This window comes from Microbacterium sp. ABR10, assembly GCF_057812175.1.
This window is the reverse complement of sequence record NZ_CM173821.1, coordinates 881,420-897,487: the sequence shown is the minus strand read 5'-3', so window position 1 is coordinate 897,487 and position 16,068 is coordinate 881,420. Positions and strand designations below refer to the sequence as shown.

Sequence of the window (16,068 nt, the reverse complement as noted above, 5' to 3'; positions counted from 1 at the left end):
CTCATTCCCGACGCGGTCTTCCACGCCGGAGTCAAGGCCGCCGTCGTCCATTCCTCAGCGGGCACGACGACGGTGAGAGATCACACGATGACCGTCAAATACCGACGGGTTCCGTTCACCGGGTGAACCATCTCCAGACTCTTATGATTCGGGATGCGCGAGGCAGATCCCTGTCCTCCCTTGCTTTTCAGGCGATGATTCGAGGGGCATTCTGGACATCTTTGCGACACAAAAAGAAAGCTTCGGACACTGTCCGAAAAGGTTGCGTAACGGCCGATTCCTTGCTCTATAGTTTGGGACGTACCGGTCCTGAGGCTCTCAATGAATCAATGGATGCTGGATATTTAATTGCTCGCCGCGAGCTCCTCATCGAGTTGCCCCGTCCAGATCCGACACCCCACGCGACACCGTCCGTCGCGCGAGAGGCCCATGTTCTCGTCCCGTCGCTTCGTCACGCGTCCCCGACGCCTGCGCGCCGCATCCACCGCCGCCGCGGTGGCCGTGCTGGCGTTGCTGCTCGGTTCCGGCGCCACGACGGCCAGCGCTGCGGCGACCATCACCCCGACGCCGTCCCCCGCGGAGTCCGCTCCGGCGGCCGTCTCCGACCCGGTCGCGCCGACCTCCGCACCGACCGCGTCGTCGTCACCCTCGGCCTCCGGCACCGCGACGCCGTCACCGACTCCCGGCACCGAGCCTGTCGATCACGTCCCGACGACGTCCGATCCCGGTGACGACACGCCCGCACCCGCCGCTCCCTCGGCCGGGACGACTCCGACCCCGTCGCCCAGCGCGAGCACGAGGACGACGGAATCCGTTCCGCCGTCCGGCCGGGCGACAACCGACGCCGGAGAACGCGCTCCCCCCGCCGCGAACGCGCGCGTCACCCGCTCGAGCGTCGGCATCCTCGCGGCGGGGATTCCCGAGGCACCCGCGGAGGCGTGGCTCGAAACCTTCGAGCAGGGCCTGAACACCACGACCCCGTCCTCGATCACCGCCTACGCGAGCGGGCGGTACACCGTCTCGACCGGGTGGGCGACGGGCACCACCTGCACCGGCGTGCTGGTGAACTACTCGGCGGTCTACCCCAACGCGCAGTTCTGCCCGAGCCAGTCCTTGTTGAACATCCCCGTGTCCACGGCCTCAGCGCGAGAGGTCCGCCGTCTCGCCGACGTCCTCGGCCAGGTCGCTACCGGCACGACGGGCTCGACCACCGCAACGGCGCCCGCCAACGGCTCGACCGCCACGACACGCGCGAACCACGCGCTCGTCAATCTCCCCTACGCGGCGGTCACGAGCACGACCGTGGCGCAGACCGCGAGCGGAATCGGAATCAGCGCCGCCGGATCGCGGTACTACACACTGCGCTTCGACGCAGCAGCCGCACCGTGCAGCACCACGGCGGCACCCGCGCTGTCGATCTCCCTGTTCTCGGGCACCACGACGCTGCTGGCTCCCTTCGCCACCGCCGTCAACCCGTGCGCGATCACGGGCAACGTCTTCTACACATCCCCCACGCAAACGGCATCCGGCGGACTCCTGGATCCCGCCGTCACCACCTCGGCGCGTGCCGCCACCTTCACGGGTACCTCGGCCGCCCTCCTCACGCCCGCGCAGATCGCCGCTGCCCAGGTGCGCGTGACCAACACCACCACCGGCACCGGCAGCGGGTTCGGCGTCGACAACCTGCGCGTGCTCGATGTCACCCCGAGCCTCGACTGGTCGTTCGGCCCCGCGAGTGTCCCCGTCGGAACCGCCTCGACGCTGACCTACACGATCACCAACACATCCGACGCCATCGCCAAGAGCGACTGGACGTTCTCGAACACGCTCCCCACCGGCCTCACCGTCGCTCCCGCCCCCGCGGTCGGCGGCACCTGCGCCCAGGTCACCGGAACAACGTTCGCCGTCACCGCTCTCGCCGGATCCTCCGGCATCTCCGTCGTCGGCGGGGACCTGGCCACCGGCGCGTCCTCCTGCACGATCACGGTGAACGTCGTGGCATCCACCGAGGGCACCTACACCAACGTGCCCGGCAACGTCGTCACCCCTCTCCTCGCTCCGGATGCCGCGACCCTGACCGTCACGCCCGCCTCGCGTCTCACCATCCGCAAGAACTTGCCCGCGCGCCTCGCCTCCACCGATCAGTTCACGCTGTCTCTGCGCAGTGGCACCACCGTCGTCGCGTCGGCGACGACCACCGGCACCGCGACCGGGCTGCAGTCGGCGCAGGTGTCACGTCAGATCGTCGAGTCCGGCGCCACGTACACGATCGCCGAGGTGCCCACCGCCGGTGCCGCGCTCGGATACGCGAGCTCGTACGAGTGCACCCGTGAAGGAACGGTGGTTGCGGCCGGCAGCTCGCGCTCGGGTCCGCTCACCATGCCGGCGGACGACGGCGCCGAAGTCGTGTGCACGTTCACCAACACGGTGCAGCAGCCGCGCCTGTTCTGCGACAGCGGCCTGTTCTACGGCGTCACGACGAACGGTGCGCTCATCCAGGCCGACGGTGCAGGCGGCGGACAGGCCACCGTCGGCACCTGGACAAACGTCACCGGAGCGAACTCGCTCGGTGTCGCCGCCGGCGGCACCGGCGCTTACGCCCTCAATCGATCGACCGACGCCGCGAACGTCTCATCCGTGCTGAAGTGGTCGCCGACCGGCGGTTTCGAGACGCTCGCGAACACGGCCTACACCACGGCGGACCGCGCCGGCACGGCGATCGGCGGCAGCATCGTCGCCGGAGCCATCGACCTCGCGACCGGCCGCTATCTCTTCGGCAAGTACAACAACGGGTCCTTCTACCTGTGGAGCTTCACGGAGTCCGCCCCCGCGGCATCCCGCTTCGTCTACCTCGGCTCGTTCAGCGCCGGCTCCGCGCCCAATGGCAACGGCGATATGGCATTCGACAACCGGGGCAACCTGTACATCCTGGGGGCCGCCACGGTCAACAACGCCAGCAGCGCCGCCATCTTCACCGTCACCGCCGACGTCCTGGCCGGTGCCACCGGCGGCACCCTCGTCGTCAGCACCTCGACGACGCGCACCCTGGTCGGACTGGATGCCACACCGGTCTTCGGCAGCGTCAACGGCATCGCCTTCTCCCCCCGCGGCACGGTCTACCTGTCGAGCAACACCAGCACCTACGAGTTCGACCCGACCACGTGGACGCGCGTCTCGGGCAGCCCTCGCATCGACTTCGCCTCGACCGACCTGGCCAGTTGCAACAGCCCCGGCACGGTCACCGTGCAGAAGAACGTCGTCGGGAGGGCGGCGACCGCCGACCAGTTCCAGCTCACCCTCGCCGACGCCAGCGGTGCCCTCGGCACAGCGACCACCACGGGGACGACCACCGGCCGCCAGGCCGCACAGGTCGGCCCCTTCCCCGCGACCATCGGCTCGACGCTGACGGTATCGGAGACGATGGCGACAGGATCCACGTCGGCCATCGGCGCCTACACGGTCCGTCTGGAGTGCTGGACGGACGGCATCCGGATCGCTACCGCCAGCGCCACCAGCACGACCATCACGATGCCCGACCGCTTCGGCGCGAACGTCGTCTGCACCTTCTTCAACGCCCCCGCACCCGTCGCCACCGTCACGGTGACCAAACGCGTCCTCGACCCGGCCACCGGCCAGTCGACACCCGCGGCCGGCTGGAGCCTGGGGGCGGCCGCCGTCGCCACCGTCGGCACCGCCACCGTGCTCCCCAGCGAGGCGCCGCGCCAGACCAGCGACGCCGCGGGCAACGCCGTGTGGAGCGTCCTGTTCGGCTCCGCGGCATCCCGCGCCACCCTCACGATCTCGGAGGTGCAGCAGACGCGCTTCACCTTCGTCAGCGGTACATGCACGGTCAACGGCGCCGCCACCGCGGTCACCTTCACGACCGCGGGCGGCGTAGTCAGCGGCTCGATCGCCGGAGTCGGGCCCTCGGCGGTCGTCGCGTGCACCCTCGTCAATCAGTCGATCACCTCTCTCACCCTGGTGAAGACGGTCTCGTCGGGCTCGGCTCCCGCGACCGACTGGACGCTGTCCGCAACCGCCCCCACCGGCGCGCTCGCGGGACCCTCCGGCCGCACGGGCAGCGCCGCGGCGACGAACGTCCCCGTCTCGCCCGCCCGCGCCTACCGGTTGGCCGAGACCGGGACGAACGCCGCCTACGTCCAGGTCGGTACGTGGCGCTGCGTGGAGTCGACGGGGGCGGCCGTGGCCGTCACGGCGGCGAACGACGTGACGCTGCGCACGGGCGCCGCGGTCACCTGCACCGTCACCAATGCCACCGCGACCATGACGGTACTCAAGGACGTCACCGCTCCCAGCGCCGGCTTCGTCCCCTCCACCTGGACCGTCACGGCCGCACCCGCCGCCCTCGCCGGCGCGTTGTTGCCGACGCAGAGCCGCGTGGGCGCCGCGTACGACCCCGTCGCCGGCAACGCGGCGAGCACGTTCGAGGTGCGCCCGGGCCACGGCTACACCCTGTCGGAGGCGCCCACCGTCGCGGGCACACGGCTGGCCTATCTGACGCTTCGCCTCGAGCGCCTCGACGGTTCCACGTGGACCACGGTCACCGGTCGCAGCATCACCGCTCCCGCTGCCGGCCAGAGCGCGATCTACCGCTTCGTCAACGCCCCCGTCGTGGGCCCCGTCCTGCCCCTCACGGGCGGTGTCGGCGCAGACACGTTCGTCATCGCCGGAGGCCTCCTGCTCGCCCTCACCGTCGTGGGCGCCGTGATCCATCGCAGACGCAGGGGAGGGAGCCTTCCGACGTGAGCCCTCCCGTCGCGCGATACCGCCGACCGCACTCCTTCCGCATCACACTCCACCTTCCGAGAGGAACCACCATGTCCATCCGCAAGAAAGCGGCAACCGTCCTGAGCGTCCTCGCGCTCGGGGCCCTCACCGCCGTCGGGGCCGTCGCTCCCGCATCGGCCGTGACGCTGCCGGGCAACATCGACTCGACAGTCAACCGCACCCTCACGCTGCACAAGCACGCGCTCGGACCCACGACGCCGCTGAACCCGACCTCGACGGGCCAGCAGCTGGCCACGCCGCCGGCCGACCCGCTGGCGGGAGCGCAGTTCACCGCGACGCTCGTGTCGGGCGTCGACCTGACCACGGCCGCCGGGTGGACGCAGGCGGCCTCGCTGACACCGGCCCAGGCTGCCCAGCGTCCCAACACGGTGAGCTTCGTGTCGTCGGTGTCCAACACCGCCGGTGTCGCGACGTTCTCGCCCGACCCGGCGCTGTACCCGACCGGCCTGCCCATCGGCGTGTACCTGATCACCGAGACCCAGCTGCCGGCCACCGCCACCAACCCGGCGGCGCCGTTCCTGGTGACGTTGCCGACGCCCACCGGCAGTGCGGGCTCGCCCGCCAACCAGTGGATCTACGACGTGCACGTCTATCCGAAGAACGCCGTCACCCAGCTCACCAAGACGCGCGTTCCCGCCCCGGCCGGATCCGTCGAGCAGCGCAACCCCGACCTCATCCGTTGGGCCATCGCTTCGTCGATCCCGACCCTCGCGACCGGTGACGCCATCGACGTGTTCACCCTCACCGACGTCCTGCCGTCGGAGCTGACGTACCTGACGGCTGCCACCGTTCCCGCGGGAGTCGCCCCCTCGAACGTCGTGGTCACGAATGCCGCCGGCGCCGCGCAGACGTTCACCGAGGGAACCGACTACACGATCACCAACACCGGGGGCACCCTGACCCTGGACTTCACCGCCGCCGGCCGCACGCGTCTCGCGGGCTTCCAGGGCGGAACCGTGACGTTCAATGTGCTGACGCGCGCGACGGCCATCCCGGCCAGCGGCGTGATCGTCAACACCGCGCGCGCGAACGTCAACGGTTCGACCGAGGAGGTCACCGGCAGCACGCCGATCGGTCAGCTCACCGTGTCGGCCTACACCACCTCGAACGGCGCCCGCGTGCCGCTCGCGGGGGCGGTCTACCAGGTGTTCCTCACGGAGCAGGATGCCATCAACGGCGCCAACCCGATCGTCATCAACGGCGAGACCACCTGGACGACCGGCGCGAACGGCAACGTCATCGTGCCGATCATCACGCCCGGCAACTACTGGGTGCGCGAGACGGTGCCCCCGACCGGGTACCAGCTGCCCTCGCCCGACCGCATCCTGACCGCGGTCGTGCCCGGCCCGACCTCGACCACGGCGCCCGTGCGCAACTACGTCGAGTTCGCCCACAACCAGGTGCCCGCGTTCGCCCTGCCCATCACCGGTGGCGACGGCGGCCTGTGGTTCGGCGTCGGCGGCGCTGCTCTGCTGACCGCAATGGTCGGCGCGGCGTTCGTCGTGTCGCGTCGCCGCACCCGCGCGGTGCAGGCCCCGGCCTGAGCGATAGCGCTGTGAAGAGGGGGGCGACGGTGCGGCAGGACGCCGCATCGTCGTCCCCTTCGTCGGCTCCGCTGCGGCGCGACCTGCGGCGTCCGAGATGGAAGCTCTCGCTGATCTCGCTGGTGCTCGCGGTCGGCGCCCTCGCCGGGGTGGGCCTGCTGATGTACCCGACGGTGGCCGCCTGGTTCGCCCAGTACGTGCAGTCGCAGGTCATCGACGGGTACTCGAACCAGATCCGCGACCTCGGCGCCGACACGCTCGCCGACCAGCTCGACGCCGCCCGGGCGTACAACTCCGGCCTCATCGACGGCGGAGCCGAGATCGCCGCGAACGAGCGCCTCCCCCTGGCGAACTCCCCCGACCAGACCAGCGACTACGCCGAGCGACTGCGATCGGATGCCGCGGGCCTCATGGCCCGGCTGAAGATCCCCGCCATCGAGGTCGACCTGCCCATCTATCACGGCACGAGCGAGCAGGTGCTGTACGAGGGAGTCGGTCACCTCGAGGGGACCGCTCTCCCGGTGGGCGGGGAGACCACGCACTCGGTGCTGACCGCGCACCGGGGACTCGCGACCGCCGAGTTGTTCACCCACCTCGACCGCGTGGGCCTCGACGACACCTTCACCATCGAGGTCTTCGGCGAGGTTCTCGTCTATCGCGTCGTCGACACGCGCGTCGTCGAGCCGGAGGACACCGAGTCTCTCGCCCCGGTCGTCGGTCGCGACCTCGTCACCCTCGTGACCTGCACGCCGCTCGGTGTGAACAGCCATCGCATCCTCGTGACCGGCGAGCGCGTCATCCCGACTCCGCAGTCCGAGATCGACGGAGCGGGCGCCCACCCCGACATTCCCACGTTCCCGTGGTGGATCTTCGTCCTCGCGGCCTCGGTCCTGGCGGCGGGCGTCTACGTCTGGTGGGCGGGTCGGCCCCCGCGCCGCATGGTCCGGCGTACCTGAGCCCCCGCGCGCCCCGCGCCCACTCCGTGATCCCTGCTCGTCCTTGAACGCACGAATGCCCAGGACACCCCGGATGCCGTGGCTCGGCATCCGCGTGTCCTGGGCACGTCGCGGCGGGTCGCGCGATTACTCGCGGGGCGGCTCCTCCCGGGCAGCGCGGGCCTTCTCGGCGGCCAGCTCCGCGCGGATCGACTCGGTGCGCACATCGGTCGGGCGCTCACCCGACTCCCACAGATGGTCGACCCCGGCCTGCGGGTGCCCCTCGGTGGCGGCGAGCGACGCCTCGAGCGCCCGCTCGAAACGGCTCTGCCGGCGCTTGAGCCAGAGACCCACGACCAGGAACACCGCCAGCAGCACGTACGCCGACGCGGCGAAGGGGTGCAGCACGAGATCGGCGACGTTGCCCTGGCTCAACTGCAGCGCCTTGCGCAACTGCTGTTCGCCCATGGGCCCGAGGATCAACCCCACGATGAGGGGGGCGATCGGGAAGCCGAAGCGCCGCATGAAGTACCCCAGCGCGCCGACGATCAGCAGGATGACGATGTCGAGCGTCGAGAAGCTCACCGCGTACGCGCCCAGCACCGCGAAGGTGAGGATGCCGGCGTAGAGGTAGGGCCGCGGGATCTGCAGCACCTTCACCCACAGTCCCGCCAGCGGCAGGTTCAGCACGATGAGCAGCACGTTGCCGATGTACAGGCTCGCGATCAGCGCCCACACCAGGTCGCCCTGGTTCTGGAACAGCTGCGGCCCGGGCTGGATGCCGTACGACTGGAAGGCCGTGATGATGATGGCCGCGGTGGCCGTCGTCGGCAGGCCCAGGGTGAGTAGCGGCACGAGAACGCCCGCCGCGGCGGCGTTGTTGGCCGCCTCGGGTCCGGCGACGCCCTCGATCGCTCCGCGCCCGAACTGTCCCTTGTTCTTCGACAGCTTCTTCTCGCTCGCGTACGACAGGAAGGTCGCCACGTCCGCGCCACCGGCGGGGATGGTGCCCACGGGGAAGCCGATGAAGGTGCCGCGCAGCCACGGCTTCCACGAGCGCCGCCAGTCCTCGCGCGTCATCCAGTTGCGCCAGCCCCGCGTGACCGGGATCACCGGGATCGGTCCGTGCCGCAGGCGCGCGGCGACGTAGAGGGTCTCGCCCACCGCGAACAGCCCGACGGCCACGAGCACGACGCTCACCCCGTCCGACAGCGCGAGCACGCCCATCGTGTACCGCGCCTGGCCGGTGGTCGCCTCGGTGCCGATGAGGCCGACGAGCAGGCCGATGCCGAGCGAGGCCAGTCCGCGGGCGGGCGAGGAACCGAGCAACGCACCGACGGTGATGAAGGCCACCACGATGAGGGCGACGAAGTCGGCCGGTGAGAGGTTGACCGCGAATTGCGCGAGCAGGGGGGCGAAGAGGGTCAGCAGCACCGTGGCGATGGTGCCGGCCACGAACGAGCCGATCGCCGCCGTCGCCAGGGCCGCAGCCCCGCGACCGAGCTTGGCCATCTTGTTGCCCTCGATGGCGGTGATGACGGATGCCGATTCACCCGGGGTGTTGAGCAGGATGCTGGTGGTCGAGCCACCGTACATCCCGCCGTAGTAGATGCCCGCGAAGGTGATGATCGCCGCCGTCGGCGACAGCGTATAGGTCAGAGGCAGCAGCAGTGCCACGGTCATGGCCGGGCCGATACCCGGGAGCACCCCGACCGCGGTCCCGATGACCACGCCCAGCAGCGCGAACAGCAGGTACTCCGGCTGCAGCGCGGTGGCGAAGCCCTCCAGGAGGGAGTTCACAGAATCCATGTCGACGGTCTCCTAGCCGAACAGGGGTCCGGGGCCGTACCACCAGTCGAAGGCGGCCCCGCGAGGAAGGAAGAGGCCCAGGCCCTCTCCGAAGAGGAGCTGGGTGCCGATGCCGATGACGAGCCCGACGAGGAAGGCCACCCAGGGGCGCTTCGCCCCGAGCGTCCAGGCGACGCCGCCGAACAGGAGGGCCGCGACCATCCACCAGCCGAGCAGTTCGAGCAGCAGCAGGACGGCGACGAGGAGCGCGACGAGCTTGAGGATCGTCCACCAGTCGGTCTTGGCATCCGGGTCGATGTCTTCGCCTTCTTCGCGCGGCGCCACCTGGCCCCGGAGGGCCGAGATCACCAGCGCTGCACCGGAGCCGAGCAGGATCACCGCCACGGCGAAGGGGAACACCTGCGGGCCGATGGCCTGACCTGCGGGGACGCGGATGGCGAAGGCCCCGACCAGCGCGAAGACGCCGAGACCGAACACGACGGCCGCGAAGATCGCGTTGCCGATGCGCTCGGCGCCCCACCGGGGGCGGACGGTGTCCGCCCCCGGTGTCTCGGTGGTCGTCACGAGACCAACCCGATGTTCTTCAGCGTCCCCGACACGTCGACGATGTTCTCGTCGACGAACGAGGTGAAGTCCTCACCCGTCAGGAAGGCGTCGGTCCAGCCGCGCTCCTCGAGCACGGTCTTCCACGCACCCGACTCGTGCATCTCGGTGACCAGGGCGGTGAGGCCCGCGGCATCCGCTTCGCTGATCCCGCCGGGGGCGAGCAGGCCGCGCCAGTTGGTGTAGACGACGTCGAAGCCCTCGGAGGTCATGGTGGGAACGTCGGGCAGCAGCGTCGCCGCCTCCTCGCTCGACACGGCGAGGGCGCGCAGGTCACCCGACTCGACGTATTCGGCGAACTCCCCCACGCCCGAGATGCCGGCCGCGGCGTTGTTGCCGAGCAGCAGCGACACGGCCTCGCCGCCACCGGCGTTGGGCACGTAGTTGAGCTTCTCGGTGATGTCGGCGCCCGTGAGTCCGGCTTCCTCGAGCAGGAGACCCGCGAGGATGTGGTCGGCACCGCCGGCGGAGCCACCGGTGATGGTGACACCCTGACCGTCGGCCACGACCGCGTCGATGAGGTCCTTCAGCGTCTGGAACTCGCTCGCGGCGGGCACGACGACGACGAGCGGCTCCTCGGTCAGGCGGGCGATGGGGGTGGTGTCCTCGATGCGGTTCTCGGCGGCGTTCGTCTCGACGGCGCCGACCATCACCAGACCCGTGACCATGAGGGTGTACGGGTCGCGCTCGTTCGCGAGCGAGGCGAGGCCGACGGTGCCGCCGGCGCCACCGACGTTGCTGACCGCCGCGGTGCCGACCAGGCCGTCGCCGGTGAGCACATCCGAGACGGCGCGACCGGTCTGGTCCCAGCCGCCGCCCGGGTCGGCGGGGACGACGATGTTCACGGAGTCGATCGAGGCGGCGTCGTCGGAGGCGGCCGCTCCCCCGGCACCCGCACCCTGCGGGTTGCAGCCGGTGAGCGCCGCGAGCGACAGCGCAGCCAGGGGGACGAGGGCGATGGTGGTGCGACGCATGCGCGGTACTCCTCTTCGAGTTCGAGGAGGCGCCGTCGCCTCCCCGCTGATGGCTCACCGTAGACAGCACCGAAGTCGGCCGTCGCGCTTGTGCAACTAACGACGACTTCGGCAACTATTGGTCGCGCGCCGGCCTGCACCCGACGCGTGCGGCGAGGGAGAATGAACCGTGGTCCGAGCACTGTCGCTGAGACTGCAGCTGTTGCTGCTGCAGGCGCTGATCGTGTGCGTCGTGACCCTCGGCGCGGGCATCGTCACCGTCTGGATCCAAGAGAGCGCGATCCGCGACTCCTACCGCGAGCGCATGGTCGGGGTGGCGCTGTCGATCGCACGCCTACCCGTCATCGTGGAGGCGTTCGATGATCCCGATCCCTCGGTGGCGATCCAGCCCGTGGCCGAGGTCATCCGCGAGGCGTCGGCGTTGACCTACGTCGTGGTGACCGACCTCGACGGCATCCGTCTGTCGCACCCCAACCCCGACCGCATCGGCGAGAGCGTGTCGACCGACCCGTCGATCCCCCTGTCGGGACAGGTGTGGTCGGGCACCGAGACGGGGACGCTCGGTGAGTCCTACCGGGTGAAGGTGCCGGTCTACGCCGACGGCGACGACGAGAGCGCCCCCGTGATCGGCTCGGTGTCGGTGGGAGTGCTCGAGTCAGAGCTCGCCGCCGATCTGCAGGCGCGCCTGCCGGGCCTGTTCCTCGCCTTCGGCGGCGCCGCGGTGGCCGGGGTCTTCGGCGCCGCGTGGGTCGCCGCCCTCATCCGCCGCCGCATCCTGGGGCTCGAACCGGATGAGATCGCCGAGCTGGTGGGCGAGCGCGAGACGATGCTGCACCGCCTCAGCGAGGGTGTGATCCGCGTCGACCACCGCGGCATCGTCACCAGCGCCAACGACGCCGCCGAGCGCCTCATCGGGCGGGGGACGCTCAGCGGGCGTCGCGCCGACGAGACGCTCGACGGGCCCCTCCTGCAGGTGATGGAGGACGGCGAGCCCGAGGGGCGGCTCGTGCTGGCGGGCGAGCGTCCCGTCATCGCCCGCTCCACGGGACTCCGCGACGACCGCGGCCGCATGGTGGGCGGCACCCTGCTGCTGCGCGATCACACCGAACTCCACGAGGCCCTCCGCAGCATGGACGGGCAGCAGTCGCTCACCGAGGGGCTGCGCGCGCAGGCGCACGAGTTCGCCAACTCGCTGCACGTCGTGTCGGGCCTGCTCGAACTCGGCGCGTGGGACGACGCGCGGGAGTTCATCGCGCAGGTGCGACCGGGCGGCCCGTTGGATCCGGGACCGGATGCCGCAGCCCTCGGAAGCGAGCTGACCGCGCTGCTGTCGGTCAAGATCGCCCGCTCCCGCGAGCTCGACGTCGCCCTCGAGGTCGTGGCGCACGGCGCTCCCCCCGCCGAATCGATCGGCGATCTCATCACCGTGGTCGGCAACCTCGTCGACAACGCCCTCGAGGCCTGCCGCCCCGGCGATCGGTTGCGGGTGACGGTGGATGCCACCGACTCCTCGGTGCGCGTGCGGGTCGACGACAGCGGTACCGGTGTTCCCGACGCGCTCCGCGCGCACGTCTTCGACGAGGGCGTGAGCACGAAGGGCACCAACGCCCGCGCCCGCGGCATCGGACTGGCCCTCGTCCGACGGGTCGCCCGCCGCCGGGGCGGCGACGCCCGGGTCGAGCGTTCCCCGCTCGGGGGCGCGCGGTTCGAGGTGGTGCTCCCCGTGGCCGAGAGGGTGTCGTGATGCTGCGCGTCCTCGTCGTCGACGACATCCCCGCCGTGGCGTCACTGCACGGCCGGTTCGTGTCGGCGCACCCGGGGTGCGAACTCGTCGGCACGGCGGGCACCGGACCGGATGCCGTGTCGGCGGTGGCCGAGCTCCACCCCGACCTCGTGCTGCTCGACGTGCACCTCCCGGGCTTCTCGGGCCTCGACGCCCTGCGCTCCGTGCGCGCCGACGGCTCGCTCGTGCAGCCGGAGGTGATCGCCGTGACGGCGGCACGCGATGTCGACACCGTGCGCACGGCGCGGCTGATGGGCGTGCAGCACTACCTGGTGAAGCCGTTCACGGCCGGTGAGCTGCACGCGCGGATCGACGACGTCCTGGCCGAGCGGCGAGCCTCCGCCGCGGTCGCGGGCTCTCTCGACCAGCAGGGCGTCGACGCGGTGCTGCGGCCCGTGACGAAGCGCCCCCTGCCGAAGGGGCTGTCGCGCCCGACGCTCGATCTGGTGCGCACCGCCCTGGCCGAACTGGGATCGGCGAGTGCGGCCGAGGTCGCCGACCACCTCGGCCTGTCACGGGTGAGCTGCCGCCGCTACCTCGAGCACCTCGCCGACGACGGCGAGTGCGTGCGCAGTCTCGACTACACCACCGCCGGGCGACCGAGCACGCGCTACACGGTCGCCGTCGCCTGAGCGCCCCGCCACCCTGGTTGAGTGTCCAAGACACGCCGGATGCCGGCCACGCCGGCGGCGTTTCTTGGACACTCAACTCGTGCGCGCCGCGCGCGACCCGCTAGCGCTGGAAACCGTCCGAGATGATCGCGATGAGCTCCTCGCGCTCCTCGACCGGCAGGAACGCCCCCGCCGCGGCGTTCAGCTGGAACGCTTCGAGGTCGTCGAGGTCGTAGTCGAACGCCTGCGCCAGCAGACCCAGCTCGCGGGTGAGCGAGGTCGCGCTCATCAGGCGGTTGTCGACGTTCACGGTGACCGAGAAGTCGAGCTGGTAGAGCAGGTCGAACGGGTGGGCGTCCATCGTGTCGCCCCACGCCGTGACGGCCCCCGACTGCAGGTTCGACGTCGGCGACAGCTCGAGCGTGATCTCGCGATCGCGCACCCAGCGAGCCAGGTCGCCGAAGGTCACCTGCACCTCTTCACCCTCGCGCGAGACGACGTCGAGGTCGTTTGCGATGCGCACCCCGTGACCGAGGCGCAGGGCGCGACCGTCGATGAGGGCGGACCGGATGGATGCGAGTCCCGCCCCCTCGCCGGCGTGCACCGTCGTGGGGAAGAACTGCTCGGCGAGGTAGTCGAACGCCGCGCGGTGGCCCGACGGCAGGAATCCGTCCTCGGGACCGGCGAGGTCGAAGCCGACCACCCCGCGGCCGCGCCAGGCCACGGCGAGCTCGGCGATGTCGCGGGCGTTGTCGTTGTGGCGGAGCGCCGTGAGCAGCTGCCCGACTCGGATGTCGTGGCCGCGCGCGTCGGCGGCGTCCTCGCCCTCTTCGATGCCCTCCTGCACGGCATCCACGACCTCGTCGAGCGTGAGGCCGCGCGTGAGGTGCTGCTCGGGCGCCCACCGCACCTCGCCGTAGACGACCCCGTCGGATGCGAGGTCCTCGACGAACTCCTTCGCGGTGCGCACGAGCCCCTCGCGCGTCTGCATCACGCCGACGGTGACCGAGAACTTCTCGAGGTAGTCCTCGAGCGACCCTCCGTCGATGTGGTCCGAGAACCACGCGCCGAGTCCCTTCGCGTCGCGGGCCGGCAGGTCGAGGCCGACCTCGTCGGCCAGCTCCAGCACGGTCTGCGGGCGCAGCCCCCCGTCGAGATGATCGTGCAGCGACACCTTGGGGAGGTCCCGCACCGTGCGGTCGCCGATGCGGACGTCGTCGGATGCCATCGTGTTCCTTTGCTGAGCGGCCATCACGCCGTGATGCGTTCGCGGACGAGGGGGGATGCCGCGGGGGCGGCGTCGCCGATCTCCCAGGCACCCTCGACCGCACCGAGGGCGCGGTCGAAGCGGGCGCCGTCGTCGGCCGACAGGGTGAACAGCGGCTGACCGGCGGTGACCGACTGGCCCACCGTGACGTGCAGATCGATGCCCGCGGCGTGCACCACGGCGTCCTCGGCACGCGCACGACCGGCACCCAGACGCCAGGCACCGATACCGAACGGCAGGGCCTCGATGCGGGTGAGCACGCCCGAACGCTCAGCGACCACGGTGTGGGTCTCGCGGGCCGTCGGGAGGGCGGCGTCCGGATCCCCGTCCTGGGCGCGGATCATGCGCTTCCACACGTCCATCGCGCGGCCGTCCTTCAGCGCCGCCTCGACGTCGGCGTCAGGGCGACCCGCGAGGGTGAGCATCTCGCGGGCGAGCGCGACGGTCAGCTCGACCACGTCGGCGGGGCCGCCGCCCGCGAGCACCTCGACCGACTCGCGCACCTCGTTGGCGTTGCCGATGGCCTGGCCCAGCGGGGTGTTCATGTCGGTGAGCAGGGCGGTGGTGTTCACGCCCGAATCGGTGCCCAGTGCGACCATCGTGCGGGCCAGTTCGCGGGCGCGATCGATGTCCTGCATGAACGCGCCCGAGCCGAACTTCACGTCGAGCACGAGCGAGTCGGTGCCCTCGGCGATCTTCTTCGACATGATGCTCGAGGCGATGAGCGGGATCGCCTCCACCGTCCCGGTGACGTCACGGAGTGCGTACAGCTTCTTGTCGGCCGGGGCGAGCCCGGTGCCCGCGGCGCAGATGACCGCTCCGACGTCGGCGAGCTGCGCCATGATCTCGTCGTTCGACAGCGCTGCGCGCCAACCGGGGATCGACTCGAGCTTGTCGAGCGTTCCGCCGGTGTGCCCGAGGCCGCGGCCCGAGAGTTGCGGCACGGCGACGCCGAAGGCGGCAACGAGCGGCGCCAGTGGAAGCGTGATCTTGTCGCCCACCCCGCCGGTGGAGTGCTTGTCGACCGTCGGTTTGCCGAGGGACGAGAAGTCCATGCGCTCGCCCGAGGCGATCATGGCATCCGTCATCACCCGGATCTCGTCGCGCTCCATGCCGCGCAGCAGCACGGCCATCGCGAACGACGCCATCTGGGCGTCCGAGACGTAGCCCTTCGTGTAGTGCTCGATGAGCCAGCGCAGCGCCGACTCCGAGATGGCGCCCCCGTCGCGCTTCGTGCGGATGACCTCGACCGCGTCGTGCGGATGAATCACCGGTCCCTGAGCCTGTCGAAGGGTCATCGTGCGGCCTCCTCGAGCTCGCGCGGACCGAACGCGTCGGGCAGCACCTCGTCGATGGTGCGGATGCCGCTGACGGTCTCGAGCAGCATCCCGGGGATGGCGTGCTCGAACAGCAGCTGTCGGCACCGTCCGCACGGCATGAGGGTGCGACCCTCGCCGTCGACGCAGACGAACGCGACCAGCTGGCCGCCGCCCGACATGTGCAGCTCGGACACCAGGCCGCACTCGGCGCACAGCGTCACCCCGTAGGAGGCGTTCTCGACGTTGCACCCCGAGACGATGCGGCCGTCGGCGACGAGCGCCGCGGCGCCCACCTTGAAGCGGGAGTAGGGCGCGTATGCGCGGTGCATGGCATCCGTCGCGGCGGAACGGAGTTCGTCCCAGTCGATGTCGGTCATCGTGGTGTGAGGGGTCCTCTCATGGGGGGGTGACGGG

General features: G+C 70.8%; 11 protein-coding genes. 5 read left to right on the top strand and 6 right to left on the bottom strand.

The annotated features are described in order from the left end of the window. Positions 1-429: 429 nt before the first annotated feature. The 3 genes from ACXKZF_RS04065 (at position 430) to ACXKZF_RS04055 (ending at position 7,309) form a co-directional block, all read left to right on the top strand. Positions 430-4,767 (top strand): DUF7933 domain-containing protein, encoded by a 4,338-nt coding sequence (locus ACXKZF_RS04065; RefSeq protein ID WP_488985459.1) that lies wholly within the window; start codon positions 430-432, stop codon positions 4,765-4,767. 71 nt (positions 4,768-4,838) lie between these two features. Continuing rightward, the gene (locus ACXKZF_RS04060; RefSeq protein ID WP_488985458.1) at positions 4,839-6,353 is read left to right on the top strand and encodes a SpaH/EbpB family LPXTG-anchored major pilin; all 1,515 of its coding nucleotides are present in this window, start codon (positions 4,839-4,841) and stop codon (positions 6,351-6,353) included. Between the two features lie 29 nt (positions 6,354-6,382). Continuing rightward, positions 6,383-7,309: a class C sortase gene (locus tag ACXKZF_RS04055; protein ID WP_488985457.1), complete on the top strand. Its 927-nt coding sequence runs from the start codon at positions 6,383-6,385 to the stop codon at positions 7,307-7,309. A gap of 126 nt (positions 7,310-7,435) precedes the next feature. Here the strand turns inward: ACXKZF_RS04055 and ACXKZF_RS04050 are convergent, their stop codons facing one another. Genes ACXKZF_RS04050 through ACXKZF_RS04040 form a run of 3 tightly spaced genes read right to left on the bottom strand, consistent with a single transcriptional unit; the run spans position 7,436 to position 10,674 of the window. Further along, positions 7,436-9,097, bottom strand: a complete 1,662-nt coding sequence (locus ACXKZF_RS04050; protein ID WP_243222894.1) for a tripartite tricarboxylate transporter permease — start codon at positions 9,095-9,097, stop codon at positions 7,436-7,438. A gap of 12 nt (positions 9,098-9,109) precedes the next feature. Then, complete coding sequence (locus tag ACXKZF_RS04045; RefSeq protein ID WP_055958561.1) at positions 9,110-9,661, bottom strand: tripartite tricarboxylate transporter TctB family protein; 552 nt, start codon at positions 9,659-9,661, stop codon at positions 9,110-9,112. Beyond that, complete coding sequence (locus ACXKZF_RS04040) at positions 9,658-10,674, bottom strand: Bug family tripartite tricarboxylate transporter substrate binding protein (RefSeq protein WP_488985456.1); 1,017 nt, start codon at positions 10,672-10,674, stop codon at positions 9,658-9,660. Before ACXKZF_RS04040 ends, ACXKZF_RS04045 begins: the two co-directional genes overlap by 4 nt. Positions 10,675-10,843: 169 nt before the next feature. On the opposite strand from ACXKZF_RS04040, the gene ACXKZF_RS04035 reads away from it, so the two are divergent. After that, positions 10,844-12,418 carry an ATP-binding protein gene (locus ACXKZF_RS04035; RefSeq protein WP_055958567.1) on the top strand — a complete coding sequence of 525 codons (1,575 nt, stop codon included), beginning with the start codon at positions 10,844-10,846 and terminating at the stop codon, positions 12,416-12,418. Next, positions 12,418-13,089 (top strand): response regulator, encoded by a 672-nt coding sequence (locus ACXKZF_RS04030; RefSeq protein ID WP_488985455.1) that lies wholly within the window; start codon positions 12,418-12,420, stop codon positions 13,087-13,089. The genes ACXKZF_RS04035 and ACXKZF_RS04030 overlap by 1 nt, the downstream gene beginning before the upstream one ends. Positions 13,090-13,189: 100 nt before the next feature. Here the strand turns inward: ACXKZF_RS04030 and ACXKZF_RS04025 are convergent, their stop codons facing one another. Genes ACXKZF_RS04025 through ACXKZF_RS04015 form a run of 3 tightly spaced genes read right to left on the bottom strand, consistent with a single transcriptional unit; the run spans position 13,190 to position 16,031 of the window. Then, a complete protein-coding gene (locus ACXKZF_RS04025; RefSeq protein WP_488985454.1) occupies positions 13,190-14,296 on the bottom strand; it encodes an adenosine deaminase in 1,107 nt (368 codons plus the stop codon). Positions 14,297-14,319: 23 nt separating this feature from the next. After that, a complete protein-coding gene (locus ACXKZF_RS04020) occupies positions 14,320-15,633 on the bottom strand; it encodes a thymidine phosphorylase (protein ID WP_488985453.1) in 1,314 nt (437 codons plus the stop codon). Next, positions 15,630-16,031 (bottom strand): cytidine deaminase, encoded by a 402-nt coding sequence (locus tag ACXKZF_RS04015; protein WP_055834370.1) that lies wholly within the window; start codon positions 16,029-16,031, stop codon positions 15,630-15,632. Before ACXKZF_RS04015 ends, ACXKZF_RS04020 begins: the two co-directional genes overlap by 4 nt. Between the last annotated feature and the right edge of the window lie 37 nt (positions 16,032-16,068).